We start from the raw sequence: 25817 nt of genomic DNA on the forward strand, positions 1-25817 counted from the left end.
GCTATGGGCCCGCAAAAACAGCTCGCGCTGGGCATCCTGCTCGCGCTTGGCGCCAGCGCATCCGCGCTGGCCTCTTCCGATATTGATGATTGCACATGGGGCAGCCCCGGCTGCTACCTCTCCACGCCGCCGGTTATCGCTGTCCACACCGATACCCGCGATAACCTGCTGCGCCTGCTGGGCGACAGCAAAGGCCTCTATCCGCTGCGCCAGCCGATGCCGGCAGATGTTACCCGCAGCCGCAATGTTTACTTCGGCGTGCATCACGATGACGCGCCGCCTGCCGCCGCGACAGAGGCTTCCCCGCTGGCCGCCACGCTGAGCCAGCAGATGAATGCGCTGGGCATCGCGAGCGACAACACGCTGCCGCCTGCCCTGCTGCGCCTGATTGCCGACGGCAATGACGCGCAAACCGCAACAGCGGTTGATGACGCGGGCAACGACGGTGAAACCCGTTTTGTTTCACAAAATAACGAGACGCTTTCAGCCTTCTTCGCCGCCCTGCTTGAGGATAAATCCCTGACCGCGCCGCAGCGCCAGGCGCTGGCGACCGCACGTATCGCGGCTAATGAATCTTCGCAGAGTATAGAGGCGATCAGCGCCCTCTCCTTCCCGGAGAATTCAGCCGCGGCGGGTTTTCGCACCTATCTTCAGGCCGCCAATAGCTTTTATGCCGGTGATTATGCCGCCGCCGAGCCGCTTTTCACTTCGCTGACAAAGAGCACGCAGCCGTGGCTTGCCGAGACGGCGAGTTACATGCTGATGCGTAATGCGCTCAACGCCAGCAGCGAAAACGCCAACGGCGAATATGGCGATTTTGACGTTGCGAAAATTGATAAGCCCCACGCTGAGCAGGCGCGAAGCGCGGCGGAAAGTTACCTGAAGCAGTGGCCGCAGGGGCGCTATGCCGCCTCGACCCAGGGGATGCTGCGCCGTATTGACTGGTATCTTCAGCAGTGGGACAGCCTCGCGGTGCGCTATGAAAAAGCGCTCTCAGCCGCCACCAGCGGCGATGCGCTGGTGACGCTGATCAATGAGAGCGACAACAAGCTGCTGAGTAAGGATGTTAGCTGGGGAGGCGATGCGTTTGTCAGCGCGCCGAATGCCTCGCTGATGACCTTTATTGCCGCCCTGCGCTGGATGCGCGAATCGCCCTGCCGGGAAAATATGCCCTGTATCGATAACGCCTGGCTTGAGAGCCATAAAGCGGAGTTCGACAACAACCAGCGCGGCGCGTTATGGAACTATCTTCGTCTGCAACTGGCTTACAGCTCGCAGGATTACGCTGCGGTGGTCAGCGGTATCACCCCGGCAAAAGCGCTGGCGGAGCATGACGTACTCGCCTTCAGCGAACAGGTGCTGTATGGCGATGCGCTGATGGCGCAAAAAACCTGGCCGGAGGCGCAAAGCCACTGGCTGCGCCTGCTCGATTTGAGCCGCGACGTCGAACAGCAGCAGTTGTTGCAGGCCAAACTGGCGGCCACGCTGGTGGCCAGTGAAAAAGTCGATGAGATCTTCGCAGCGAAGAGCCGGGTCACTAACCTGCGCTTTCGCTCGCTGGTGCTGAAAACCAAAGCCTCGCGCCCGCTGCTGCTTGCGCAGGCACAACACGGGCCGAACAGCGAAGAGCGCACAATCGCCCTGCACACCTTGCTGATGCGCGATTTGACCGCCGGAAACTACGCCGACTGGTTACAGGATAAAAAGCTGATCGCCGCCATTACGCCGCCGGTAAAAGACGAGGCCTTCTCGGATGTCGATCTGAACGTCTTTAACTGGCAAGGCAGCGATGAGACGAGCCGCTACACCTGTGCTCCGCTGGAGAAGACCGTCACTACGCTGAGCAAAACACCAACGGACGGGCATGCGCTGAACTGTCTCGGCGAATTTTTCCGCACTACGCAGGCGAGAGTCTCGTTGGGCGTCGAACTCGGCGGCAATGATGCCCTCGACGGTGCCACCACCACTAAAGCGCTGCCCGGCGTGCCGCAGCGGCTGGCCGCCTATCAGCAGGTAATTAACGACCCGAAAGCGGAGCCGGAAGATAAGAGTTACGCCCTCTACCGCGCGGTGATGTGTTACGCCCCGTCGGGCTATAACGATTGCGGCGGCGAGGACGTAGATAAATCGGTGCGCAAAGCCTGGTTCCAGCAACTGAAGAGCCGTTACCCCGGAAGCGTATGGGCCAACGAACTCCGCTACTACTGGTAATCGCGCTTGCTGCCCTGCTCGCTTCATTAAGCCCGGCGAAGGCGCAGGAGCAGGCGTTCTGGCTCTGGTCCGGCGTGCGCCCCGGCGACGCGCTGCGCCAGGCGGATGTGGTCTATCTCCATCAGGGCGAGGTGGTGATCCACGGCGGTAAAACGGTGTTTGAGCGCAAAGGGCTGCCCGTTAACCGGCTGGTCTTTCCGCGCATCTGGTTGACGGTGCGCTTTGCCACCCTCGATGTGCCGGATACGCTGCTGCTGCGCCTGAACAGCCTGCTGGCGCGCTGGCAGGCGGCGGGAAACGAGGTTATTGGCTTGCAGATCGATTTCGATGCCGCTACCTGGCGGCTGGATGAGTACGCCCGCTTTCTGCAACGGCTGCGGCACACGCTGCCCGCGCACTATGCGCTGGGGGTAACCGGGCTGCTGGACTGGGCGAAAACCGGCAGCGTCGCCACGCTGAATGCCTTGCCGGTGGATGAACTGGTGGTGCAGAGCTATCAGGGACGCCGTACAGTGGCGAATTTTACCGATTATCTGCCAGCACTGGCTGGCCTGCGCATTCCGTTTAAACTGGGCGTCGTACCGGGCGGGATTTGCGATGAGCAAGAGATTGCGAAGCTTGCCGCCTCGCGCTGGTATCGCGGTACGGTGACCTTTCTGCTTAACCCTTCGCGCGGTGATGACAGCAGCCAGAAAGGTTGTCCATAATCGGGCAGTCGGCCCCCTCGTCGCCGGGGCAGGCTTCCGCCAGCGTCAGCAACTGGGTGCGCATCGCCTGCAATTCGCTAATATGGCGCTCGATCTCGGCCACTTTCTGTAACGTGCGGGCTTTTACATCCGCGCTGTGGCGGGCGGGATCGTTAAACAGATTCACCAGCTCGCCGCACTCCTCAAGGTTAAATCCCACCTGGCGCGCCTGGCGCAGCAGCGTCAGCTCATTGAGATGCTGCTGGTTGTAACTGCGATAGCCGTTTTCCCCGCGCAGCGGCGGCGTCACCAGCCCTTTCTGCTCATAAAAACGGATCGCTTTACTGGTTAAACCGGTCTTTTTTGCCACATCGCTGATATTCATCATCTTCCCCATTATTTACACACGGCAAATAGTGCGACGCCTGTTATGAGGCTGGAGAATGATATTAATCCTTGCGGTACCGCAAAACAAATATATACATGTTGTAAATATTTCTATTTGCCGATCCGCCGCTTCGCTATACCATAGCGCGGGATTTTCAAATAATGATAAAAGTTCGACACACAGGAGTTGTTTATGAGTGATATGGCTTTTTGCCGCGGTTGCGGAAAGGAGATACATAAAGAAGCGGTTGCATGTCCGAGCTGCGGCGCGCCGCAGAGCACTGCTGGCAAGAAAAGCCGCATCTCCGCTGCGCTGTTCGCCTTCTTCCTTGGCGGCTTCGGCGCGCACAAATTCTATTTAGGTAAACCGGGCCAGGGCATTCTTTATCTGCTGTTCTTCTGGACCTGTATTCCGGCAATCATCTCCTTTATCGAATTTATTATTTACCTGTGTAATTCCGACGAGGAATTCGCGCGTAAATATGGCTGAGTATTAACCGCCAAATGATGTCAGACCCCGCTCAATGCGGGGTTTTTTATTTCTGACGACGTTTTTTGCCGCGTGAGCTATTTTGTGCCGCCCTGAACTTGACCTTCCCCTCGCGGGAAGGTTTAAGCTTATTGCGTGTTATCAAACGTCTCATCCCTGAGGAGAACGCGTATGTCTCAAACCATAGAGCTAAACCTGAATGGCCTCTCCTGCGGCCATTGCGTTAAACGTGTAAAAGAGAGCCTGGAAAAACGCCCCGACGTCGAGGCGGCCGATGTCACCATCGAGCATGCCCAGGTGACGGGCAGCGCCAGCGCCGAAGCGCTTATCGCAACTGTTGAAGAGGCCGGGTACGGCGCGAGCGTCAGCCACCCAAAGGCTAAACCGCTGGCAGAGTCATCACTCCCGTCGGAAGCACTGACAGCGGCCACTCCAGAGCTTCCGGCAGCAGACCCGCTTGATGACAGCCAGCAGCTGTTGATCAACGGCATGAGCTGCGCCAGCTGTGTCTCCCGGGTACAAAAAGCCTTACAGGCGGTTCCGGGCGTCACGCAGGCACGGGTAAACCTGGCGGAGCGCACTGCGCTGGTGATGGGCAGTGCGCCCGCCGCAGAATTAGTCAGCGCCGTTGAGCAGGCAGGCTACGGCGCGGAAGCGATTGAAGATGATATCAAGCGGCGCGAGCGCCAGCAGGAGACGGCGCTCGCCACCCTGAAGCGCTTTCGCTGGCAGGCGATTGTCGCCCTGCTGGTCGGCGTACCGATCATGCTTTGGGGGATGCTCGGCGACAATATGATGGTCACCGAGGCCAACCGCTCGCTGTGGCTCGGCATCGGCATGCTCACTCTGGCAGTGATGGTGTTTGCCGGTGGACACTTCTACACCAGCGCGTGGAAAAGCCTGCGTAACGGCACCGCGACGATGGACACGCTGGTTGCCCTTGGCACCGGCGCGGCCTGGCTCTACTCGATGAGCGTCAATATCTGGCCGCAGTGGTTTCCGATGGAAGCCCGCCACCTCTATTACGAAGCCAGCGCGATGATTATCGGTCTGATTAACCTCGGCCATATGCTGGAAGCGCGCGCCCGCCAGCGTTCATCAAAAGCGCTGGAACGCCTGCTCGATTTAACCCCGCCAACGGCGCGAGTGGTTACCTCTGAGGGCGAAAAAAGCGTTCCGCTGGCCGAAGTGCAGCCGGGCATGACGCTGCGCCTGACCACCGGCGATCGCGTGCCGGTGGATGGTGAGATCCGCGACGGCGAGGGGTGGTTTGATGAAGCGATGCTGACCGGCGAGCCAGTGCCGCAGCAAAAAGGCGCGGGCGAGACGATCCACGCCGGCACCGTGGTGCAGGACGGCAGCGTCCTGTTTACCGCCAGCGCCGTGGGCAGCCACACCACGCTGTCGCGCATTATCCGCATGGTGCGCCAGGCACAGAGTAGTAAACCGGAGATTGGCCAGCTCGCTGACCGTATTTCAGCGGTGTTTGTTCCGGTGGTCGTCGCCATCGCTCTGCTGAGCGGTGTCATTTGGTATCTCTTCGGCCCCGCACCGCAGATTGTCTATACGCTGGTGATCGCTACAACCGTGCTGATTATCGCCTGCCCCTGCGCGCTCGGGCTGGCGACGCCGATGTCGATTATCTCCGGCGTCGGGCGTGCGGCTGAGTTTGGCGTGCTGGTACGCGATGCCGATGCGCTGCAACGCGCCAGCACCCTTGATACGCTGGTGTTTGATAAAACCGGCACCCTGACGCGCGGCAAACCGGAAGTGGTGAGTATAACCGCGCTGGAGGGGGATGAAACGAGCGCCCTGCGCCTGGCAGCAGCGCTTGAGCAGGGCTCCAGCCACCCGCTGGCGCACGCGATCCTGGAAAAAGCCGCAACTGAGGCGCTGGCGGAAGTGAAGCAGTTCCGCACTCTGCGCGGGCTGGGGGTCAGCGGCGAGATTGACGGGCAGCGCGTGCTGCTCGGCAACCAGGCGCTGCTGGCGGAACAGCAGATTGATACGCGCGCGCTGGATGAGGAGATTGCCGCCCAGGCCAGCCGTGGCACGACGCCAGTGCTGCTGGCAGTAGAGGGCAAAGCGCGGGCGCTGTTCGCCATTCGCGATCCGCTGCGTGACGACAGCGTGCAGGCACTGCAACGCCTGCACCGCGCCGGTTACCGGCTGGTAATGCTGACCGGCGATAACCCGACCACCGCAAATGCGATTGCCAAAGAGGCGGGCATTGATGAGGTGATTGCCGGTGTATTGCCGGATGGCAAAGCCGAGGCGATTAAACAGCTCCAGCAGCAGGGTCGCCAGGTGGCGATGATTGGTGATGGCATCAACGATGCTCCGGCGCTGGCGCAGGCCGATGTCGGTATTGCGATGGGCGGCGGCAGCGATGTGGCGATAGAAACAGCGGCGATCACGCTGATGCGCCATAGCCTGATGGGTGTGGCCGATGCGCTGGCGATTGCCAACGCCACACTGCGCAATATGAAGCAGAACCTGCTCGGGGCGTTTATCTATAACTCGCTTGGCATCCCGATTGCCGCCGGGATTCTCTGGCCGCTGACCGGCACACTGCTCAACCCGGTGGTGGCCGGCGCGGCAATGGCGCTCTCCTCAATTACCGTAGTGAGTAACGCCAACCGGCTGCTGCGCTTTACCCCGCGCGACTAAGCCCCGCCCCGCCGCCACCTGCGGCGGGGTTTACACCCTCCCGCTTCGCGCGTTAGCATGCCTTTTTACTCTCAGGAAGCGCGTATGAGCCTGTTTCAACGATTGAAAGCTTTTCTTTTCGCGCTTCGTCAGCGCCGCTACCCCTGGCCTGCATTAGACGTTGAGTTGCCCGGCGACCGGCACCTTCACCTGGTCGGCAGCATTCATATGGGCACGCACGGCATGGCACCGCTGCCAGCAGCGCTGCTGCAAAAGGTGCGCGAGGCCGATGCGCTGATCGTCGAGGCGGATATCGCCGGTTCCGACTCGCCGTTTGCTAACCTTCCTGACGCCGACCCGCTCGACACCCGCCTCAGCCCTGCTCTGCTTGAGGCGTTAGAGCGCACGCTGGCGAGCCTGTCGTTAAGCCGTGCGGCGTTTGAGACGCGCCCGGCCTGGCACATCGCGCTGGTGTTACAGGCAACGCAGGCGCAGCGGCTCGGGCTGCGATCCGACTACGGCATCGACTACCAGTTACTCCAGGCCGCGCAGCGTTTTAACGTGGCGATCATGGAACTGGAAGGCACCACCAGCCAGCTCGATATTTTGCGCCAGCTGCCGGACGACGGTACTGAACTGTTGCAGGACACCCTCACCCACTGGCATGAGAATGCGCGCCTGTTACAGGTGATGATGAGCTGGTGGCTGGAGAGCCCGCCGCGAGATGAGAACCTGAGTCTGCCCTCAACCTTTAGCCAGCCGCTGCACGATGTGCTGATGCATCAGCGTAACCGCGCATGGTGTGACTATCTGTTCCGCCTGCCGCCGGGGCGCTATGTGGTGGCCGCGGGCGCACTGCATCTCTATGGCGACGGCAATCTTCCCGCACTGTTAACGGAAAAAATGGCCCATTAGCGCAAGATGCTACTATTTTCCCCGGTGGGTGCAGGCGTATGCTTACGGCGTGAAACCGCTTGATAAGAAGGATTATTATGACGCCCGCCGTAAAGTTACTGGAAAAAAATGGCATCGCTTTTCAACTCCACAGCTACGATCACGACCCTAACGAGACCAACTTCGGCGATGAAGTGGTGCGCAAGCTGGGGCTGGATGCCGACAGGGTTTATAAAACGTTGCTGGTGGCGGTCAATGGCGATATGAAGCAGCTGGCCGTGGCGGTGACGCCGGTGGCCGGGATGCTCGATTTGAAAAAGGTCGCCAAAGCGCTGGGTGCGAAAAAGGTCGATATGGCGGACCCGATGGTGGCGCAGCGTACCACCGGCTATCTGGTGGGCGGCATCAGCCCGCTCGGGCAGAAAAAACGCCTGCCGACGCTGATCGATGCGCCCGCGCAAACCTTCGACACCATCTATATCTCTGGCGGCAAGCGCGGGCTGGATATTGAACTGGCGGCGAGCGATCTGGCGAAACTGCTGGGTGCGCAATTTGCCGATATCGCCCGCCGCGAGTGAGGCGTTACTGCCAGCTCACTTCGCCTTTCGGTTCGTAAGCATTCACATCCAGCGGTGAGTTGTTCTGGATGAACTCTTTCAGCACTTCAGCATCGATAAAGCCGGTGTTCACATATCCGGCTTTATCATCCAGGCGCGGATAGCCATCGCCGCCGGTGGCGTTGAAGCTCAGCGTTGCCAGACGGTAGCTTTTCGCCTCATCCAGCGGTTCGCCTTTGATCTTCACGTCGCTCAGCTGGCCGCCTTTCGCCACAAAACTGACGTTGGCAAACTGCGGGTAGGCGCCGGAATCGGGCTTCATCTGCGCCACCGCCGTCAGGTAATCAAGCAGCTCTTTACCGCTGAGATTAACGTAGGCCACGGTGTTGCCGAACGGCTGCACTTTCAGCACATCTTTATAGGTGATATCGCCCGCTTCGATGCTGTCACGAACGCCACCGCCGCTCATCACTGCAAGATCCGCGCCGGTGCGCGCCATCTGCGCGGCGAGAAGAACCCGCGCCAGGTTGGTCTGCACAAAGCGCACTTTGCTGCGATCCCCCTCAAGACGGCCGGTGGTACTGCCGATCTTCACGCCCAATTGCGCTTTGCCTTTGTTCTGGAACGGCGTCAGCAGCGAGAGCATCTGCGCGTTTTCGGCAATTTCCGGCGTGTAGAGCACGCGTTCGCTCTTGCCGTTGTCGTAGGTCACTTTCTTCTTCAGGTTGACCGGAATGAGCTGGTAGCGCACCAGTTTCATCTCGCCGTTACGGAACTGGAAATCCGCACGACCGACGTATTTGCCCCACTCATGGGCCTGCACAATCCAGGTACCGTTTTGCTGATCCGGTGCGCACGGCGTGCCGGGCACATAGTCGACCTGTTTTTTATTCTCGGAGGCCATACAGACCGGATCCTGTGAGTGACCACCCACAATCAGCGCCAGCGCCCCTTTCGGCAGGCTGCGCGCCATTTCGACGTCGCCCGGCGCGTTGGAGCCATGCTCACCGTTGTCGTAGTGCCCCATATGGGTGGTGGCGATAATCACATCCGGTTTTTCATTCTGATTCAGTTCATCGATCACCAGCTTCGCTTCGGCAGCCGGTTTGCGGAACTCGATATCGGTGAAGTACTCCGGGTTGCCGATTTTGGCCGTGTCGTCGGTGGTCAGGCCGATGACGGCAATTTTCAGCCCTTCACGGTTGAAGATCATCCACGGCTTAAAGAGGCGCTGATTGGTGCTCTTCTGATAGATATTGGCGGAGAGGAAGGGGAACTTCGCCCACTTCTCCTGCTGGCGCAGGACGCTCATCGGGTTGTCGAACTCATGGTTGCCGACCGCCATTGCGTCATAACCGATAAGGTTCATACCGCGAAAGTCGGGTTCGGCGTCCTGCAAATCGGATTCCGGAACGCCGGTATTGATGTCGCCACCTGACAGCAGCAGCACGCTGCCGCCCTGCGCCGCCACCTCTTTACGAATGCCATCCACCAGCGTCTTCTGCGCCGAGAGGCCATATTCGCCATACTCGCTGCGCCAGAAGTGGCCGTGATGGTCGTTCGTGTGCAGGATGGTGATGTTATAGGTTTTATCCTGCTCGTAAGCCTGCGCCGGCAGGCTTAATGCGCCCATCGCCGCCAGCAGGCTCAGCGTAATGCTCTTTTTTAACACGCTCATGCTTCTCTTCCTGACCCCATTGGTGAAAGGAGAAAATACAGCGCTCGTCAATAATAGACAAATAAGTTCTGGTGACTTTGATGGGCAACTTTTATTGCGCGTTATTTTCTATTTCCCGCCAGCTTCTTCACTCTTCGCAAAAACGGCGTAACCCGAATCTTGCAGGCGCGTGAGCGCAATAAGCGTAGCGATGCGCGGTTGCATTGCATGACCAGGCAGAAAGCGCATCTTCCACTGTTTGCACAGGATGATCACCATATTCGCTCACCATCACGCTGACTTCCCTGCCTTTCTGCCCGGGGAAAGCCCTTTTTTCATGAGCCACTTATCCTTTAAATCTGCGTCAGCGCCCTTAATTATGTTATGGCAGAGCCGGTTGGACATTTTTTTCATCCAGATTGCTGTTTTCTTCATAATTCAACAATTATTAACAAACGCGACCGGCAAAATTGTCATAAACTGTTACTCAGCTATCGGTCGACGACCGTGGGATCCACGCATCAACGAAAGGAGACGGAATGCATCACGCCACACCGCTTATTACCACCATTGTCGGCGGGCTTGTGCTCGCTTTTATCCTCGGCATGATTGCCAACAAACTGCGCATTTCCCCTCTGGTGGGCTACTTATTAGCGGGCGTGTTATCGGGACCGTTTACACCAGGTTTTGTGGCGGACACCAAACTGGCACCTGAACTCGCAGAGCTGGGCGTGATCCTGCTGATGTTCGGCGTCGGCCTGCACTTCTCCCTGAAGGATTTGATGGCGGTAAAGGCCATCGCCATTCCCGGCGCGATCGCACAGATAGCCGTCGCGACGCTGCTGGGTATGGCGCTCTCCGCCGGGCTTGGCTGGTCGCTGATGACCGGCATCGTCTTTGGTCTCTGTCTCTCAACCGCCAGTACCGTGGTGCTGCTGCGCGCCCTTGAGGAGCGACAGTTAGTGGATAGCCAGCGCGGGCAGATTGCCATCGGCTGGCTGATCGTTGAAGACCTGGTGATGGTGTTAACGCTGGTGCTGCTGCCGGCGGTGGCGGGCATGATGGAAAAAGGCGATGTCGGCCTTGCTTCGCTGGCGGTGGATATGGGCATCACCATCGGTAAAGTGGTGGCCTTTATCGCCATTATGATGCTGGTTGGCCGCCGCCTGGTGCCGTGGATCATGGCGCGCAGCGCCGCAACCGGCTCCCGCGAACTCTTTACCCTTTCGGTGCTGGCGCTGGCGCTCGGTATCGCTTTCGGCGCGGTCGAGCTGTTTGATGTCTCCTTCGCCCTCGGTGCCTTCTTCGCTGGCATGGTGCTTAATGAGTCCGAGTTGAGCCACCGCGCGGCCCACGACACCCTGCCGCTGCGCGACGCTTTTGCCGTGCTCTTCTTCGTCTCCGTCGGCATGCTGTTCGATCCGATGATCCTTGTCGATCAGCCGCTGGCGGTGCTGGCAACGCTGGCAATCATTGTCTTTGGTAAATCGGCGGCGGCTTTCCTGCTGGTGCGTATGTTTGGCCACTCGCCGCGTACCGCATTAACCATCGCCGCCAGCCTCGCGCAGATTGGTGAGTTCGCCTTTATTCTTGCAGGGCTGGGGATGGCGCTGGATCTGCTGCCGCAGGAGGGGCAAAACCTGGTGCTGGCAGGGGCGATCCTGTCGATTATGCTCAACCCAATCCTGTTTACCATTCTCGAGAAGTATCTCGATAAGACCGAGACGCTGGAAGAGCAGACGCTGGAAGAGGCGACGGAGGATGAGAAGCAGATCGCCGTTGATATCTGCAACCATGCGCTGCTGGTCGGCTTTGGCCGCGTCGGCAGCCTGCTCGGCGAGAAGCTGATTGCCCAGGGCATTCCGCTGGTGGTGATTGAAACCTCGCGCACGCGGGTGGATGAGCTGCGCGAGCGCGGTATCCGCGCGGTACTGGGCAATGCGGCGAATGAAGAGATTATGAATCTGGCGCATCTGGATTGCGCCCGCTGGCTGCTGTTGACCATCCCGAACGGCTATGAAGCGGGTGAGATTGTCGCCACCGCGCGCGAGAAGTGCCCGAACATTGAGATTATCGCCCGCGCCCATTATGACGATGAGGTGGATTACATCAGCGAACGCGGTGCAAACCAGGTGGTGATGGGTGAGCGCGAGATTGCCAACACGATGCTGAATATTCTGGCGAATACGCCAGCGGAGGAAGTGGTCGCTCCGTAATGGGGCGATGGCTCTTAAACGTAGGCCGGATAAGCGTGCAACGCGCCATCCGGCATTATCCCCGCGGCATCATTGCCGGATGGCGGCTGCGCCTTATCCGGCCTACAAAAGCGAGCCTACCGCAACACCGATATTGCTTTTACCTCCGGTCTCACAGCGACGGTGTTGACCCCCGCTGAAATCGGCGAACCGAAGCGTGAATGACAAGGTCTGGACGCCATGGATGGCGGACAGAGGCGAACCGAGACAGGATGTCGAGTCGAGCCGGCCGCCGTCAGGCACGCGGGAGGTGAGCGCAGTGCGAAGCACCGATTTCCTCGCGGGGCCGCGGGGATTGACAAGGGGAGCGCGGCCGCTTCCCTTGTCCCGTTCACCGCATAAGAGGTCAATGAAACCCCACCACGTATGGTGAACGGAACCCTTCCACCGAGGCAACATGCCGCACCCATTGCCGGATGGCGCGTAACCGCTTATCCGGCCTACGCCGTTTCAGCAACATGGGTACAATTACGCGGCCTTTTCCTTAACGCTCCCAGTACGCCTCTTCGAGGCTATCTTCCCGCTCCGGCAGGCCGCGGGTTAAGCGCGGGGAGTGCTGGTTCAGCACCTGGTAACTGACGCGGTTCGCATATTTACACACCTGCGCCAGCGACGAGTAGGTCAGCCAGCTGAAGTTATGCTTACTGGAGTTCGGCACGTTGTTGCGATGATAGTTATTAGCGGTAATGTCATGCAGCAGCGCCGCCAGCGCGCCGTCGCCTGCGCCGTTGGTGTTCATGATCTTCTCCGGCCCGCCCATATAAGGGGCGATATGGGAGTAGATACGCAGCGGATGCTCGCAATCCTTATGGCGGATCGCACGGCTAAACTCATACTGGTTAAATTCGGCAATCGCGCCCGGCAGCAGCGGGTGCTGGGTTTTGCGCTTCGCCTCATCTTCGGTAAAGCCCGCCATATATAAGCCGACCGGCCCGGCGGTGCAGAGCACCAGATCGACCCAGTCCAGCGCTTTATCCGCCGCCATCAGCGGATCGCTCTCACCGGTCAGGGCGTGCCCCTCCTCTTCATTCATCGCCAGAATCGAGACGTTCTCTTTGAGGAAGTCGCGCCACCACGGCACGTTGTCAGCAATAACGTATTTGGTACCCAGCGTCAGCACCACCGGCACGTTGTGCTTTTTGGCATAGGCCACCGCCTGCATGGTCGCCTCCGGCATCGGCTCGCCGGGTTTACAGCGCACTAAATAGGAGGAGAGCACCAGCGCGGAGGCACCAGCAATCACCTCTTCAGGAATACTTTCCGGGCGCAGCTGGTTCATATGACCGGGGCTGATGGCGAAGGTGCGCTCACCGCTGTCGCTGACCAGCGTAAAGCAGCGGCCAATTGCACCTTCAACGCCCTGCAGATAGTTAAGATCGGTACGGCTGGAGGTGTTGCAGAGGTAACGGTAAGCGTAACCGCCGATTTGCACGTTATCGCACATCACGCCCAGCAAAACCGAGCGGTCATCGGCCAGCACCGAGTAGTTGTGCAGGGTGTTGCCAATGGTGCCGCCCGCAAACTGGTGGGTAATCAGGTTATTGCTCACCAGCTCCTGATAGAGCGCTTCAGCGACATCATCGGCGATCACCAGCGAATGGCCAGCACTTAGGCCGAAACGTGCGATAAACGCATCATCCACTTTCGCTTCGATATCCACCAGCGTCTGGTCAATACCGACCACCCAGCTGGTGCCGGTTTCGCTCTCAGGCTGGATTTGCTGCAATAAGGGGTCGCGGGCGTTGACGGGGAAATAGTGTTTGGACTTACGTTTACCGGGAAATTTCATCTTTGTGCTACGTGCAATACATTCGGGCCGTGCATGGTATCACACTCGGCCCGCGCAGCGATCAGCGATATTTGGCCGTTAAGTTGACCATCATCTCAATATGCTCCGGCGAATCATTCAGCGCAGGAATGTATTCATACTTTTCACCCCCGGCTTCGAGGAAGAACTCGCGGTTCTGCACGGCGATCTCCTCCAGCGTCTCCAGGCAGTCGGCGGCAAAGCCCGGTGACATCACCTGAATGTGCTTCACGCCCTTCTCACCGAGCATTTTCAGCGTCTCATCGGTGTAAGGCGTCAGCCACGGTTCGCGACCGAATCGCGACTGGAAGGTCATCATCACCTTCTCCGGCGGCAGATCGAGAGCAGAAACCAGCTCACGGGTGGTGTCGCGGCAGCGCTGCGGGTAGTCATCCCCCTGCGAGGCGTAACGCTGCGGAATACCGTGGTAAGAGAGCAGAAGCAGATCCGGTTCGCCATGCTGCGCAAACGAGGCGCGCACGCTGTTCGCTAACGCTGCGATGTAGTCTGCATTATCGGCATAGTCGCGAATAAAGGAGATGCCGGGGATAAAGCGTTTTTTGCCGAGAATACGCGCCAGCTCATCCCAGACGGCGGCAACCGTCGAGCAGGAGTATTGCGGATAGAGCGTAAGCACAACGATATGTTCAACGCCCTGCGCCATCAGCGCTTCGACCGCGCTCTCCAGCGACGGTGAACCGTAGCTCATACCGAGCGCGACGGGCACATCCGGCAAACGGGCGGCTAACGCCTTTTCCTGCCTGCGGCTGTAGACCATTAAGGGTGAGCCCTCTTCCATCCAGACGGATTTGTAGAGTTTCGCCACGCGGGGAGAACGAATAGGCAGGATCACGCCGCGTAACAGCGGCCACCACAGCAAGCGGGGCGTATCGACCACGCGTCTGTCGCTTAAGAACTGCCGCAGATACCGTTTAACGGCCTGGGGGGTGGGTGCATCGGGGGTGCCGAGATTGGCCAACAAAATGCCCGTTTTTGCCTGACTCATTCGCGCCTCTTAACCATTTAACTGGTTGATTATTGTAGCCGAAAAGCGGGTAAACGGAACCAATTGCTGTGATTGATAGTTTCCCCCGGCATATAGCCGGGGGAAATGGAAATTACCCGAGGATTTTTTCCAGTTCAGCGCGTACGTCGCTAACCGCTTTGGTGCCGTCAACTTTAACGTACTGGGTGTTACCCGCTTCCGCTTCTTTCTGATAGTAACCGATCAGCGGAGCCGTCAGCTGATGGTATTCGACCAGGCGCTTACGCACGGTCTCTTCCTGATCGTCTTTACGGGTGGTCAGCTCGTCGCCGGTCACATCATCTTTCCCTTCCTCTTTCGGCGGGTTGTATTTGATGTGGTAAACGCGGCCAGAGGCGGCGTGAACGCGACGACCAACGATGCGATCGACAATCAGCTCGTCCGGTACGGCGAATTCCAGCACGAAATCGACGTTGATGCCGGCTTCTTTCATCGCATCGGCCTGCGGAATGGTGCGCGGGAAACCGTCCAGCAGGAAGCCGTTACGGCAATCTTCCTGGGCGATACGCTCTTTCACCAGCGCGATAACCAGCTCGTCGGTGACCAGCTTGCCGGCGTCCATGATATCTTTCGCCTGTTTACCCAGCTCGCTGCCAGATTTCACTGCGGCACGCAGCATGTCACCCGTAGAGATTTGCGGAATACCGTATTTCTCCATGATGAACTGCGCCTGAGTTCCTTTACCTGCGCCCGGAGCGCCCAGCAGAATAATACGCATTGCGAAAATCCCCTCAAATGTTGGTTCAATTTTTCAAAAGCGCTAAAAGATACCATCAAGAGGAGGCAGGCTCAAGAAAGGCGCGGACGCTGAAACGGTAATGCTACCTTTTTCTTAACCGGCAAAAGCGGGAATAAAAAAGGGAGGCACGGTGGCCTCCCTGGTGCAGCTTACGAAACCAGCAGCTGGTTCATGCGGCGAATAAACTGGTTTGGATCTTCCAGCGTACCGCGTTCGGCGAACAGTGCCTGGTCCAGCAGCAGCTCAACCCACTGGTTAAACTGCCCTTCGTCCTGGGTATCCGCCGCGCGTTTCACCAGCGCGTGATCCGGGTTCAGTTCGAAGATGTATTTCACTTCCGGCGCGCTCTGGCCAGCCGCGGCAAACAGCTTCGCCATCTGCGTGCTCATCTCATCGGCATCGGTGACGACAACTGCCGGAGTATCGGTCAGACGGTGAGTCAGACGCACCTCTTTCACGCGCTCGCCGAGCAGAGTTTTCACGCGCTCAACAAACGGCTCCAGCGCTTTTTCCGCTTCTTTGGTGGACTCATCCACTTCGTCAGCCAGCTTATCCAGCGAGGCATCGGCTTTCGCCACAGACTGGAACGGCTTACCGTCGAACTCGGTCAGGTAGCTCATCATCCACTCATCAATGCGGTCGGAAAGCAGCAGTACTTCGATGCCTTTCTTACGCAGCAGCTCAAGGTGCGGGCTGCTCTTCGCCGCGGCGTAGCTGTCGGCGGTGATGAAGTAGATCTTCTCCTGGCCCTCTTTCATGCGTGAGACGTACTCTTCCAGCGACACGGTCTGCGCGGAGGAGTCGTTGTGCGTGGAGGCGAAACGCAGCAGTTTGGCGATGGTTTCCAGGTTGCCGCTGTCTTCGCCGGTCCCCTCTTTCAGCACCAGGCCGAACTGCTGCCAGAAGGTCTGGTATTTTTCCGCGTCATCTTTCGCCAGTTTTTCCAGCATTTGCAGTACGCGTTTGGTCAGCGCAGTGCGCAGGCTGCGGGTGACGCTGCTGTCCTGCAGAATTTCACGAGAGACGTTGAGCGGCAGATCGTTGGAGTCGACCAGCCCGCGCACGAAACGCAGGTAGTTCGGCATAAACTGCTCGGCTTCGTCCATGATAAAGACGCGCTGAACATAGAGTTTCAGACCGTGCTTGTGATCGCGGTTCCACATATCCCACGGTGCCTGCGACGGGATATAGAGCAGGCTGGTGTACTCCTGCTTCCCTTCAACGCGGTTATGGCTCCAGATCAGCGGATCGCTGTAATCATGGGAGATATGTTTGTAGAACTCGTTGTACTCGTCATCTTTGATTTCAGACTTATTACGCGTCCACAGCGCCTGTGCTTTGTTGATCTTCTCCCAGGTGACAACGGTTTCGCCGTCTTTCTCTTCCTGTTTTTCGATCTCAACCGGCAGCGCGATATGGTCGGAGTATTTGCTGATGATGGAGCGCACGCGCCAGTCGTTGAGGAAATCATCTTCCCCTTCGCGCAGATGCAGAGTGATCTCGGTACCGCGATCGGCTTTGGTGATATCGGCAACGGTATATTCGCCCGCGCCTTCCGATTCCCAGAAGACACCGTTTTCCGCGCTTTCGCCCGCCGCGCGGGTGCGCACGGTCACTTTGTCGGCAACGATAAATGCCGAGTAGAAACCAACGCCGAACTGGCCGATCAGCTGGCTATCTTTCGCCTGGTCGGAACCCATCGACTCGAGGAAGGCTTTGGTGCCGGATTTAGCAATTGTCCCCAGATGGTCAATCACTTCGTCACGGTTCATACCGATACCGTTATCGGCGATGGTCAGGGTACGTTTCTCTTTGTCGAAGGAGACGCGCACGCGCAGGTCGCCGTCGCCTTCATAGAGATCGGGTTTGGAGAGCGCGCGGAAACGCAGTTTATCCGCCGCATCCGAGGCGTTGGAGATAAGCTCACGCAGGAAGATTTCTTTGTTGGAATAAAGAGAGTGGATCATCAAATGCAGAAGCTGTTTTACTTCTGACTGGAAGCCACGTGTTTCTTGTCCTTTCATTGGGAAAACCTCAACAATGCCATTTACAAGGTGGAAAAAGCGTTGAGGGAGAAGTGGGGATAACGGTGGGGAATTTCAAGCGGAGGCAAAAATTTCTGCCCCCGTCTGGTTAAAAACGAATTTTGTGACGCCCGGCGAGAGAGTGGGAAAGCGTGGTGCCATCCACCATCTCCAGCTCGCCGCCCACCGGCACGCCGTGGGCGATACGGCTGGCTTCCACGCCATATTGCCCGCACAGCTCGGCAATATAGTTAGCGGTCGCCTCCCCTTCCACCGTCGGGTTGGTGGCGAGGATCACCTCCTGAATCTTTTCAGATTCGAGGCGCTGCTCGAGCCGGTCGAGACCGATATCATCCGGCCCGATACCGTCCAGCGGCGACAGGTGGCCCATCAGCACAAAGTAGCGACCGGAAAACTGCCCCGTTTGCTCAATGGCGTAGATGTCCGCCGGGCTTTCCACCACGCAGATTTGACCGTTCTCCTGACGTCGCGGGTTGGTGCAGATATTGCACACCTCCTGCTCGGTGAAGGTGCGGCAATCCGCGCAGTGACCAATCTCCGACATCGCCCGGGTGAGCGCCTGCGCGAGGCGCATGCCGCCGCTGCGATCCCGCTGCAGCAGCGTAAATGCCATGCGCTGCGCCGACTTCGGGCCAACGCCCGGCAGACAGCGCAACGCTTCCATAAGCTGCGTTAACAGCGGACTGGTTTGCATCAGAACGGCATCTTAAAGCCTGGCGGCAGGGACATACCGGAAGAGACAGAGGCCATCTTCTCTTTCTGCGTCTCTTCAATGCGGCGTGCAGCATCGTTGAATGCAGCGGCGACCAGATCTTCCAGCATCTCTTTGTCGTCTTCGAGCAGGCTCGGATCGATCTCCACGCGACGGCAGTTATGCGCGCCGTTGATGGTCACTTTCACCAGACCCGCGCCTGATTCGCCGGTCACTTCCAGCTGCGCGATCTCTTCCTGCACTTTCTGCATCTTTTCTTGCATCTGCTGGGCCTGTTTCATCAGGTTACCCAGACCGCCTTTTCCAAACATAGGCTTCTCTCTTTAGCTGTGGTGACTCACCAGGTTGATAAGTCACATTCAGGGTTGAAAACGGGAAGTATCGCTCTTCCTGTCAAAGGGGGCGGATGCTCTCTTCATCCAGATCCGCATCGAAAAAGCGCTGCAGGGTCTGGATATTGCTATCCGCAATAATCGACTCGCGCGCCTGCGCGAGCTTCTCTTCATAGATTGCCTGACGCCACTCCAGCGGCGTACGCACCGCCGGATTATCATCTTCAATAATAGTCAGTTCAACCGCCGAACCGTGCAATTCGCTAAGCGCCTCGCCGAGCGTCTTCACCGCGCCGGGCGAGTGGAGATGGCGCTGGGCGCTGCGAAGGTGCAGACAGATGCGCGCGCCATCCTGCTCTTTCCAGGCATTCAGCGCCACCTGCTCGACCAGTTTAGGCAATTTCAGCAGACTCACCTCTTTTGCCCACGCGTCGCGCTCGATCGCCTCTTCCGCCAGCTTCTTCGCCAGTTCCGGCGTTTTCTCGTGCTCAAGCGCCTTTTTCAGCGCTTTTGGCGTGGCGATGACCTCTTTTACCGTCTCAACGACGGTGGTCGCTTTCCAGCGATAGGCCTCTTTTTTCACCGGCTTGTTGTCGGCCGTTGCTGCCGCCGGGCGGGACTGTACGCGCTCGGTGACAGAGGCGAGCCTCTCCAGCGCGGCGTTACTCACCGGCCGCGCGCGGGTTGCGGCTGCCGGTTCACTCTTTTTTGCTTTGTCTGCTCCCTGCGCCTGCTGCAGCTGTCTGCGCGCCGCCAGCACCTGGCTGGTAGAAGGCGGCAGCGGAACATCCTGCTGGGGCGCGGGCTGCGCCTGCGGTGCAGGAGCCACCTGCTGCGGCGACATCACCGCCGTCGGTGCGACAGGCGCAAACGAGGCCTGCTGCACCTCTGGCGCAGGCAGCGGCGCGCGCGGGTGGAACGCCAGCGCGCGCAGTAGGGTCATCTCAACGCCCATCCGTCTGTCGGGGGCGAAGGGTAACTCTTTGCGGCCAATCAGCAGCGTCTGGTAGTAAAGCTGAATATCAGCCGGAGGCACGGTGCGCGCGAGTTCGCGCAGACGGTGCTCCACCGACGCCATATCGCTGCCGAGTGCCGCCGGGGTAAGTTGAACCATGGCGATGCGGTGCAGCAGGCTCTGCATCTCCAGCAGCAGCGCATCCCACTCGACGCCGCGCGAGGCGGCATCATGGACCAGCGCCATTGCCCGCTCGCCATTGGCGGCAATCACCGCTTCCACCAGTGAGAGCGCCTGATCGTCATTCAGCGTGCCGAGCATGGCGCTGACTACCGCAGCGGAAAGCTGGCCGTTGCCGCTGGCGATCGCCTGATCGGTCAGGCTCAGGGCATCACGCAGGCTACCGTCGGCGGCGCGCGCCAGCAGTTGCAGCGCGCGCGGCTCAGATTCGATCTTCTCGTCAGCGAGAATATGCTCAAGCTGGGTGCGGATCTGATCGACATCCAGCGCTTTAAGATGGAACTGCAGGCAGCGGGAAAGAATGGTGACCGGCAGTTTTTGCGGATCGGTGGTTGCCAGCAGAAATTTAACGTGCGCGGGCGGCTCTTCAAGGGTTTTCAACAATGCGTTGAAGCTGTGACGCGAGAGCATGTGCACTTCGTCAATCAGATAGACTTTGAAGCGGCCACGCGCCGGCGCGTACTGGACGTTGTCCAGCAGATCGCGGGTATCTTCCACTTTGGTACGCGAAGCGGCGTCGATCTCAATCAGATCGACAAAGCGGCCCTGCTCGATTTCACGGCAGTTATCGCAGACACCGCACGGTGTCGCCGTAATACCGGTTTCGCAGTTAAGCCCCTTCGCCAGCAAACGGGCAATAGAGGTTTTTCCGACGCCGCGGGTGCCGGAGAACAGATACGCATGGTGAATGCGTCCTGATGTTAAGCCGTTCGCCAGTGCGGTCAGCACATGCTCCTGGCCGACGACGTCAGCAAAAGTTTGCGGTCGCCATTTTCGGGCTAAGACCTGATAACTCATTGGCAGGCTCTGAAACGCTGGAAGGTGGATTCACGAGGGGTAATGCTAACACAGCATCGGCTGAGAATGCACTTCATCCCTCAGGCGTGAGGGATGAAGGTACGCGGGTTCAATGCCCCGGGAACGAGACCAGGCTGTAGCTAGTAACACCCTGTTTTTTCAGGCGCTCTTCGCCGCCCAGGTCGAACAGATTGATAATGAACGCCGCGTCGGTAACCTCGCCACCCAGACGGCGGATCAGTTTCACCGTCGCTTCGATGGTACCGCCGGTTGCCAGCAGATCGTCGACCACCAGTACGGTGTCGCCAGCCTGGATCGCATCAACATGGATCTCTAACTGATCGGTGCCATACTCCAGCTCATAACTCTCGCTGATAGTTTCACGTGGCAATTTACGCGGCTTACGTACCGGCACAAAGCCAACGCCGAGGCCTAACGCCACCGGCGCGCCGAACAGGAAGCCACGCGCTTCGGTACCAACAACTTTAGTGATCCCGGCGTTTTTGTAACGCTCAACCAGCAATTCAATGCTGAGGGCGTACGCCTTCGGGTCTTCCAGCAAACTGGTGACATCACGGAACAGGATGCCCGGCTTCGGGTAATCCTGAATGCTTTTGATGCTGTTTTTGAGAAATTCAAGCTGCTGCGCAGTCGCTGTCATGGATATTTGCCTGATAGAAACGGTATTACTCACGGGACGTATGATAACGGCTCAATTGGCCCCTGGTTAAGCTTTAACCAGTCGACCCCGTGCTCGAAAACGCTCGAATTTACTGGCAGTGAGCGAGAATTGCAACTGCCATCGCAGCGCATTAGGTTTTTTGTTGCTTTGCATCAACCACCGGTATCCGCCACAGGAAAATCAGCAGACACGCGAGGATGATCAGCAGCAAAACGCGCACCCACATCATCTTCACGAAATAGAGTGAGACCGCGAAGGTCAAAAGCGTAATAACAATCGCGCGCGGCTTTGCGCCGGGCGGCATGGCGCGATACTGCTGCCAGTGCCGCAGGTAGCTGCCAAACCAGGAGCGGTAGAGCAGCCAGTGATGAAAACGCGGCGACGATCGGGCAAAACACCAGGCGGCCAGCAGAATAAAAGGCGTGGTCGGTAAAACGGGCAGAACGATACCCAGGGTGCCGAGCACTACCGCCAGCCAGCCAATGATGATTAAAATAGTGCGTTGCATAGTGCTAATCGTTGCCGGAATAAGCGGCTAATGTACCATAATCGCCGTGAAAAAGAGGGAATGAGAGATGAAAAGCGACGCGCTTTTAGAGAGGCTGGAGCAGCAACTTGCCCGGTTACGCCAGCAGGCCGCGCCGCTGGCGGATCACTTCACCGTCAGCGCCCGTTTTGATCGCCATCTTTTTCAGACAAAAGATACGCGCATGCGTGCTTATCTTAATGAGACCGATAAAAACCTGGCGGCGCTGCGCGAGACCGTGGCGCGCAACCATCTGCCGCAGGCGCTCTGGCTTGCGGAGCATTTAACCGCGCAAATCGCCGCGCTGACGCGGGAGAGCGCCGTCTGGCCGCTGCGCCAGTGGGATCACGCCTCGCCCGGCATTACGCGCTGGCAGCGGCGGCGCTTGCAGCATCAGGAGTATGAGCGCCGTTTGCAGGCGATGAAAAATGAGCGTAACGCGCGCTTAGCGTCGGTTACTACGCTTGCTGAACAGCAGAAGCTGCATAAAGAAGTAGAGGCACTGGATGTCCGGCTCGGCCGCTGTCGCAAAGCGCTGGAGAATATTGAGCGCGTGCTGGCGCGTTTAACCCGTTAACCAAGGAGAGAAGATGTCGCTGGAAAATGCCCCGGATGAGGTCAAGCTGGCGGTCGATCTGATTATGCTGCTTGAACAGCATGAGATCGCCCCCGATCTGGTGTTAAAAGCGCTGGAGATCGTCAAACGGGATTTTGAACAGAAGCAGTTACAGCCGGCAGCCCCCCTTCCCTGAGGAAGAGGGGCTAACTATTAAGGCGCTTCAGGGCTCGGATCGTCGCCCTTTATCTCGCGCTTCACTTCCGTTAACTCATCACCCTTCTCATTGCGCAGGTGCACTTCGAGCTGGTTAAAGGCGATATTGATGTCGTTTTCCCGGCACATGCGATCGATGGTGCGGTTAAGCTCATCCACCGTATAGCTGCGATCGCGCAGTTCACGCACATAGAGACGCAGCTCGTGATCCAGCGTGCTCGGCCCGAAGGTGGTAAAGAAGACAGCCGGTTCCGGGTCGTGCATCACTTTCGGGTGATCCATCGCCGCCTTCAGCAGCACCTTTTTCACTTTCTCAAGATCGGAGCCGTAGGCCACGCCGATACGGATCACCACGCGGGTGATGGTATCGGAGAGCGACCAGTTGATCAGCCGCTCGGTCACGAAGGCCTTGTTCGGGATAATCACCTCTTTGCGATCGAAGTCGGTGATGGTCGTCGCTCGAATACGGATCTTGCTTACCGTACCGGAGAAGGTACCGATGGTCACGGTATCGCCGATACGCACCGGGCGCTCAAACAGGATAATCAGGCCGGAGACAAAGTTACCGAAGATCTCCTGCAAACCGAAGCCGAGACCGACCGACAACGCCGCCGCCAGCCACTGCAACTTATCCCACGAGACGCCCAGCGAGCCGAAGACCGTTAACGCTCCGACCGCGATAATGACGTAGTTCAGAATGGTGGTGACGGCATAGGAGGAGCCCTGGCGCATATTGAGCCGCGACAGGACTAACACTTCCAGCAGACCCGGCAAGTTGCGGATCAGAGCCCAGGCCACCACAAAGGCGATAATCGCAAACAGCAGGCTGCCGAGGGTGACGCTTTTGGTCACCGCCGCCCCCGCTTCGGTGCCGTTGTAGTGCCACAGCGTAATGCTGTCGAGGTAGGCAAACACGGTGATCAAGTCTGACCAAATCGCCCAGAAGACCACGCCAAACAGCGCCACCATCACCAGCATGGTGATGCGCAGTGTCTGCTGGTTAACCTGCTCAAGCGCAATAGTTGGCTCTTCCGGCGGCTCGGCGCCTTCCGCGCCCTCTTTCACCATATTCTGGCGACGCGCCAGCGCACGGCGATAGGCAATACGGCGCGCCGCCACGCTCAAACCGCGCAGCACCGTCTGGTAGAGCAGGTTCCAGATAATCACCAGATAGACGGTTTCAATCCAGCGCCCGGCAAGGCGCAGCGTGGTGTAGAAGTAGCCGGTAGCGGTGAGCACCATTAAGGCAATCGGCACAATCGCCAGCACCGTGACGGTGACCAGGCGCAGCGCATGCGACTCTTTATCGTGCCAGCTTTCGCGGAACATCGGCCACACCAGCGCGGTGATCACCAGCAGGTTCAGCAGAATGACAAACTGCCCGAGCACGTCATCCATCAGATGCAGCGGCGACAGCTCCGCGACCACTGACCAGAAATGGAGCGGCAGCAGCGCGAGGCTGATGCGCACAATCTGCCGCCGCCAGTGGCTGGTCAGCTGCGCTGGCATGCCAAAGTGGTTAACGGCAACGCCCTCTTTCTCCAGCACTTTCCAGCACAGGCCAAAGACCAGCCAGAAGAGCGCCAGCTTTTTGCTGAATGCCCACAGCAGCTCGCTAATATTAAGCTGCATGGTCAGCAGAATCAGCCCCACCGCCAGAATAAGCAGGCAGATCGGCAAGGCGCGGATCAGATCGATGAGGATCGCTTTTGGTGTATGTAACTGGCTGTCGCTGCGTAGCTGCCCGACCTGCTCCGCCAGCTTCGCCTGGTAGTTTTTCAGCCAGCGCAGACGCCAGCGGATCAGCCCGGCAATCAGCAACAGCGGCAGCCCGGCGAGAAACGCGATCGCCACCGCCGGCAGCGCTTTTTCCCAGTTGACGGTAATGTGGGTGCCTTTGACCTCATCACGCAGCGTTTGCGGGAAGGCTTTGAACCACTCCCAGTCCATCGGCTTGTTGCTGTTCACCCAGAAAATTTGCTGGGTCAGGATCTCTTGCAGGCTTTTCGACACGCTCATCAACTGCTGCTGATTGACCTGCAGGTTAATGGCCATCATCAACTGATTGCCAAGTTGCTTGTTCAGTTGATCGAGCAGTTCGCGGCGCATATCGACCACCTGCAAAAGCGCGTCGTGCACTTCGTCGTTGACTTCGCTCTGGTGGCCCTCTTCCAGTTTGGCGACGAAGTTCTCGTTCTGGAACAGCGCGTCACGCTTCTGGTTGATGTCGAACTGCTCGAGACGCAGATCCGCAATGCGGTTGGTCATATCCTCAAGTTCATCGGCTGAGGGCAGCGTTTGCTGTTGCTGATAGAGGATGCGCGACAGCAGCAGGCTCCCCTTCAGCACCGAAATTTGTTCTTTAATATTGCGCTCGGATTGCAGGGCGCGGTCGAGCCAGTTCTTCACTTTGATGTTCTGTTGCACTAGCGCATTGCCGCTTTCGGTGGCTTCAATCAGCTTCTGGCTCAGCTGGTGGTTAATCTCCAGCTCCTGGCTTACCAGCGGGTTCGCCTGAATGCGCGCGGTGTCATCCGGCGTTACCGCCTCCTGCGCCGTTTTTTCTGTCAGCGTCAGACGCTTGCTGTTGACCGCTTCCTGCAATAACTGAAGCTGGTGTTCGAGGCGGTTACTGTTTGCAGTGACGTAATCCCGCTGCTTCTGCAGCGTATCCTGCAAGGTGGTATTGCCTTCCAGGCTTTTGCGCAGCTGTTCAATCTGCGCATTGAGCAGGGTTTGCTGGGCCTGTAACAGCGTTTGCTGCGTCGGGCGCAACGCCCCTTCACCGGCAACCGTGCCGTTCAGGCGGTTGCGGATCTGCTGCAACTGCTGCGAGGCGCTGTACATGGCGTTCTGCACGCGCTCCGGCTGTGTCTGCAATGACACCAGCTGGCTGTTGTAGTTGGAGAGATCGTTCTGCGCGGTTTGCAGATCTTCAAGCAGTTGCGAAACGCGCGACTCCAGCTGGCGCAGCGACAGCGTGGCAAGGGTTTTGCGCGTCTCCTCATCGCTGTCTTTATCATTCAGCGCGTTAAGAGCCTCGGTTGCCTGACGCAGCTGTTCCGGTGCCTGCGCGACTTTCTGCTTCAGCAGCGCGGTCTCCTGCTTGACGCGGTCGATTTTATCCAGCGTATCAAGAGTCTCATTGAGATCCTGAATAACCAGCTTCTCCTGCGCGGAGTGATCTTTTTGTTTATTGAGTGCGTCGAGCTGATTCTGCACTTCGCTGCGCGAAGGCAGATCACTTCCGCTCTGCGCGGGCGCCGCCAGGCTTGAGAAGCTGATAAAAATAAGAAACAGTGCGGCGGCAAATGCTGCGAACGGGTTAGGTGTGCGATTGGTGTGCAACATAATTTGAGCGATCGTTGTCTGTTCGGG

General features: G+C 58.4%; 21 protein-coding genes and 1 other annotated feature. Of the genes, 9 read left to right on the top strand and 12 right to left on the bottom strand.

Translation table 11 applies throughout. The features are described 5' to 3' along the window. Nucleotides 1-3 precede the first annotated feature (3 nt). Together N7V53_RS04780 and N7V53_RS04785 are read left to right on the top strand one after the other, a co-directional pair. The gene (locus N7V53_RS04780) at nt 4-2211 is read left to right on the top strand and encodes a hypothetical protein (RefSeq protein WP_279792396.1); all 2208 of its coding nucleotides are present in this window, start codon (nt 4-6) and stop codon (nt 2209-2211) included. Then, on the top strand, nt 2181-2918 hold the full coding sequence (locus N7V53_RS04785; RefSeq protein WP_023479070.1) for a DUF3142 domain-containing protein: 738 nt from the start codon (nt 2181-2183) through the stop codon (nt 2916-2918). Before N7V53_RS04780 ends, N7V53_RS04785 begins: the two co-directional genes overlap by 31 nt. Here the strand turns inward: N7V53_RS04785 and cueR are convergent. Then, entirely contained in the window at nt 2872-3282 is a 411-nt protein-coding gene (gene cueR, locus N7V53_RS04790) for a Cu(I)-responsive transcriptional regulator (protein ID WP_023479078.1), read from the bottom strand. The genes N7V53_RS04785 and cueR overlap by 47 nt on opposite strands. A gap of 195 nt (nt 3283-3477) precedes the next feature. On the opposite strand from cueR, the gene N7V53_RS04795 reads away from it, so the two are divergent. The 4 genes from N7V53_RS04795 to ybaK all read left to right on the top strand — a co-directional run bounded on the left by N7V53_RS04795 (nt 3478) and on the right by ybaK (nt 7895). Further along, nucleotides 3478-3774 (top strand): TM2 domain-containing protein, encoded by a 297-nt coding sequence (locus N7V53_RS04795; protein ID WP_023479055.1) that lies wholly within the window; start codon nt 3478-3480, stop codon nt 3772-3774. A gap of 171 nt (nt 3775-3945) precedes the next feature. Continuing rightward, nucleotides 3946-6444 (top strand): copper-exporting P-type ATPase CopA, encoded by a 2499-nt coding sequence (gene copA, locus N7V53_RS04800; protein WP_279792399.1) that lies wholly within the window; start codon nt 3946-3948, stop codon nt 6442-6444. Between the two features lie 84 nt (nt 6445-6528). Next, complete coding sequence (locus N7V53_RS04805) at nt 6529-7338, top strand: TraB/GumN family protein (protein ID WP_279792402.1); 810 nt, start codon at nt 6529-6531, stop codon at nt 7336-7338. Between the two features lie 77 nt (nt 7339-7415). Further along, the gene (gene ybaK, locus N7V53_RS04810; protein ID WP_023479038.1) at nt 7416-7895 is read left to right on the top strand and encodes a Cys-tRNA(Pro)/Cys-tRNA(Cys) deacylase YbaK; all 480 of its coding nucleotides are present in this window, start codon (nt 7416-7418) and stop codon (nt 7893-7895) included. Between the two features lie 4 nt (nt 7896-7899). Here the strand turns inward: ybaK and ushA are convergent, their stop codons facing one another. Then, the gene (gene ushA, locus N7V53_RS04815) at nt 7900-9552 is read right to left on the bottom strand and encodes a bifunctional UDP-sugar hydrolase/5'-nucleotidase UshA (RefSeq protein WP_124969333.1); all 1653 of its coding nucleotides are present in this window, start codon (nt 9550-9552) and stop codon (nt 7900-7902) included. A gap of 518 nt (nt 9553-10070) precedes the next feature. Here ushA and ybaL point away from each other — a divergent pair. Continuing rightward, entirely contained in the window at nt 10071-11747 is a 1677-nt protein-coding gene (ybaL, locus tag N7V53_RS04820) for a YbaL family putative K(+) efflux transporter (protein ID WP_279792406.1), read from the top strand. A 523-nt stretch (nt 11748-12270) separates the two neighbouring features. On the opposite strand, the gene N7V53_RS04825 is transcribed toward ybaL, so the two are convergent. From N7V53_RS04825 to N7V53_RS04865, 9 genes are all read right to left on the bottom strand, one after another. Next, nucleotides 12271-13575, bottom strand: coding sequence for an inosine/guanosine kinase (locus tag N7V53_RS04825; protein ID WP_023478263.1), 1305 nt, complete (start codon nt 13573-13575; stop codon nt 12271-12273). Between the two features lie 61 nt (nt 13576-13636). Further along, a complete protein-coding gene (hemH, locus tag N7V53_RS04830; RefSeq protein WP_023478268.1) occupies nt 13637-14599 on the bottom strand; it encodes a ferrochelatase in 963 nt (320 codons plus the stop codon). Nucleotides 14600-14711: 112 nt separating this feature from the next. After that, complete coding sequence (adk, locus tag N7V53_RS04835; RefSeq protein WP_023478294.1) at nt 14712-15356, bottom strand: adenylate kinase; 645 nt, start codon at nt 15354-15356, stop codon at nt 14712-14714. Nucleotides 15357-15526: 170 nt separating this feature from the next. Next, entirely contained in the window at nt 15527-17401 is a 1875-nt protein-coding gene (gene htpG, locus N7V53_RS04840; protein WP_094419554.1) for a molecular chaperone HtpG, read from the bottom strand. Nucleotides 17402-17510: 109 nt separating this feature from the next. After that, the gene (gene recR, locus N7V53_RS04845) at nt 17511-18116 is read right to left on the bottom strand and encodes a recombination mediator RecR (protein WP_023478251.1); all 606 of its coding nucleotides are present in this window, start codon (nt 18114-18116) and stop codon (nt 17511-17513) included. Continuing rightward, nucleotides 18116-18445 (bottom strand): YbaB/EbfC family nucleoid-associated protein, encoded by a 330-nt coding sequence (locus tag N7V53_RS04850; protein WP_023478246.1) that lies wholly within the window; start codon nt 18443-18445, stop codon nt 18116-18118. Before N7V53_RS04850 ends, recR begins: the two co-directional genes overlap by 1 nt. An 82-nt stretch (nt 18446-18527) precedes the next feature. Next, nucleotides 18528-20459: a DNA polymerase III subunit gamma/tau gene (gene dnaX / locus N7V53_RS04855; protein ID WP_139965494.1), complete on the bottom strand. Its 1932-nt coding sequence runs from the start codon at nt 20457-20459 to the stop codon at nt 18528-18530. After that, nucleotides 19131-19195, bottom strand: a sequence feature (DnaX frameshifting element). (Overlaps the previous gene by 65 nt.) Before the next feature lie 109 nt (nt 20460-20568). After that, complete coding sequence (gene apt / locus N7V53_RS04860) at nt 20569-21120, bottom strand: adenine phosphoribosyltransferase (RefSeq protein ID WP_023478292.1); 552 nt, start codon at nt 21118-21120, stop codon at nt 20569-20571. Between the two features lie 151 nt (nt 21121-21271). Further along, complete coding sequence (locus N7V53_RS04865; RefSeq protein ID WP_279792413.1) at nt 21272-21649, bottom strand: DUF454 family protein; 378 nt, start codon at nt 21647-21649, stop codon at nt 21272-21274. Nucleotides 21650-21716: 67 nt separating this feature from the next. On the opposite strand from N7V53_RS04865, the gene priC reads away from it, so the two are divergent. Together priC and rsmS are read left to right on the top strand one after the other, a co-directional pair. Continuing rightward, nucleotides 21717-22244, top strand: coding sequence for a primosomal replication protein N'' (priC, locus tag N7V53_RS04870; protein WP_270222110.1), 528 nt, complete (start codon nt 21717-21719; stop codon nt 22242-22244). Between the two features lie 13 nt (nt 22245-22257). Next, a complete protein-coding gene (gene rsmS / locus N7V53_RS04875) occupies nt 22258-22419 on the top strand; it encodes a pleiotropic regulatory protein RsmS (protein ID WP_023478300.1) in 162 nt (53 codons plus the stop codon). Nucleotides 22420-22436: 17 nt separating this feature from the next. Here the strand turns inward: rsmS and mscK are convergent, their stop codons facing one another. Continuing rightward, nucleotides 22437-25790, bottom strand: coding sequence for a mechanosensitive channel MscK (gene mscK, locus N7V53_RS04880; protein ID WP_279792416.1), 3354 nt, complete (start codon nt 25788-25790; stop codon nt 22437-22439). Nucleotides 25791-25817: the final 27 nt, after the last annotated feature.

Source organism: Kosakonia sp. HypNH10, assembly GCF_029850615.1.
Classification (GTDB): domain Bacteria; phylum Pseudomonadota; class Gammaproteobacteria; order Enterobacterales; family Enterobacteriaceae; genus Kosakonia; species Kosakonia cowanii.

Excerpts from the sequence above, each read along its gene's own strand:
- N7V53_RS04785 (WP_023479070.1), top strand. The coding sequence starts at position 2,181 with ATGGGCCAACGAACTCCGCTACTACTGGTAATCGCGCTTGCTGCCCTG.
- N7V53_RS04850 (WP_023478246.1), bottom strand. The coding sequence starts at position 18,445 with ATGTTTGGAAAAGGCGGTCTGGGTAACCTGATGAAACAGGCCCAGCAG.
- N7V53_RS04795 (WP_023479055.1), top strand. The coding sequence starts at position 3,478 with ATGAGTGATATGGCTTTTTGCCGCGGTTGCGGAAAGGAGATACATAAA.
- N7V53_RS04825 (WP_023478263.1), bottom strand. The coding sequence starts at position 13,575 with ATGAAATTTCCCGGTAAACGTAAGTCCAAACACTATTTCCCCGTCAAC.
- N7V53_RS04780 (WP_279792396.1), top strand. The coding sequence starts at position 4 with ATGGGCCCGCAAAAACAGCTCGCGCTGGGCATCCTGCTCGCGCTTGGC.
- apt (WP_023478292.1), bottom strand. The coding sequence starts at position 21,120 with ATGACAGCGACTGCGCAGCAGCTTGAATTTCTCAAAAACAGCATCAAA.
- cueR (WP_023479078.1), bottom strand. The coding sequence starts at position 3,282 with ATGAATATCAGCGATGTGGCAAAAAAGACCGGTTTAACCAGTAAAGCG.
- recR (WP_023478251.1), bottom strand. The coding sequence starts at position 18,116 with ATGCAAACCAGTCCGCTGTTAACGCAGCTTATGGAAGCGTTGCGCTGT.
- dnaX (WP_139965494.1), bottom strand. The coding sequence starts at position 20,459 with ATGAGTTATCAGGTCTTAGCCCGAAAATGGCGACCGCAAACTTTTGCT.
- N7V53_RS04805 (WP_279792402.1), top strand. The coding sequence starts at position 6,529 with ATGAGCCTGTTTCAACGATTGAAAGCTTTTCTTTTCGCGCTTCGTCAG.
- N7V53_RS04865 (WP_279792413.1), bottom strand. The coding sequence starts at position 21,649 with ATGCAACGCACTATTTTAATCATCATTGGCTGGCTGGCGGTAGTGCTC.
- rsmS (WP_023478300.1), top strand. The coding sequence starts at position 22,258 with ATGTCGCTGGAAAATGCCCCGGATGAGGTCAAGCTGGCGGTCGATCTG.
- hemH (WP_023478268.1), bottom strand. The coding sequence starts at position 14,599 with ATGAGTCAGGCAAAAACGGGCATTTTGTTGGCCAATCTCGGCACCCCC.
- adk (WP_023478294.1), bottom strand. The coding sequence starts at position 15,356 with ATGCGTATTATTCTGCTGGGCGCTCCGGGCGCAGGTAAAGGAACTCAG.
- ybaL (WP_279792406.1), top strand. The coding sequence starts at position 10,071 with ATGCATCACGCCACACCGCTTATTACCACCATTGTCGGCGGGCTTGTG.
- ushA (WP_124969333.1), bottom strand. The coding sequence starts at position 9,552 with ATGAGCGTGTTAAAAAAGAGCATTACGCTGAGCCTGCTGGCGGCGATG.
- copA (WP_279792399.1), top strand. The coding sequence starts at position 3,946 with ATGTCTCAAACCATAGAGCTAAACCTGAATGGCCTCTCCTGCGGCCAT.
- priC (WP_270222110.1), top strand. The coding sequence starts at position 21,717 with ATGAAAAGCGACGCGCTTTTAGAGAGGCTGGAGCAGCAACTTGCCCGG.
- ybaK (WP_023479038.1), top strand. The coding sequence starts at position 7,416 with ATGACGCCCGCCGTAAAGTTACTGGAAAAAAATGGCATCGCTTTTCAA.
- htpG (WP_094419554.1), bottom strand. The coding sequence starts at position 17,401 with ATGAAAGGACAAGAAACACGTGGCTTCCAGTCAGAAGTAAAACAGCTT.
- mscK (WP_279792416.1), bottom strand. The coding sequence starts at position 25,790 with ATGTTGCACACCAATCGCACACCTAACCCGTTCGCAGCATTTGCCGCC.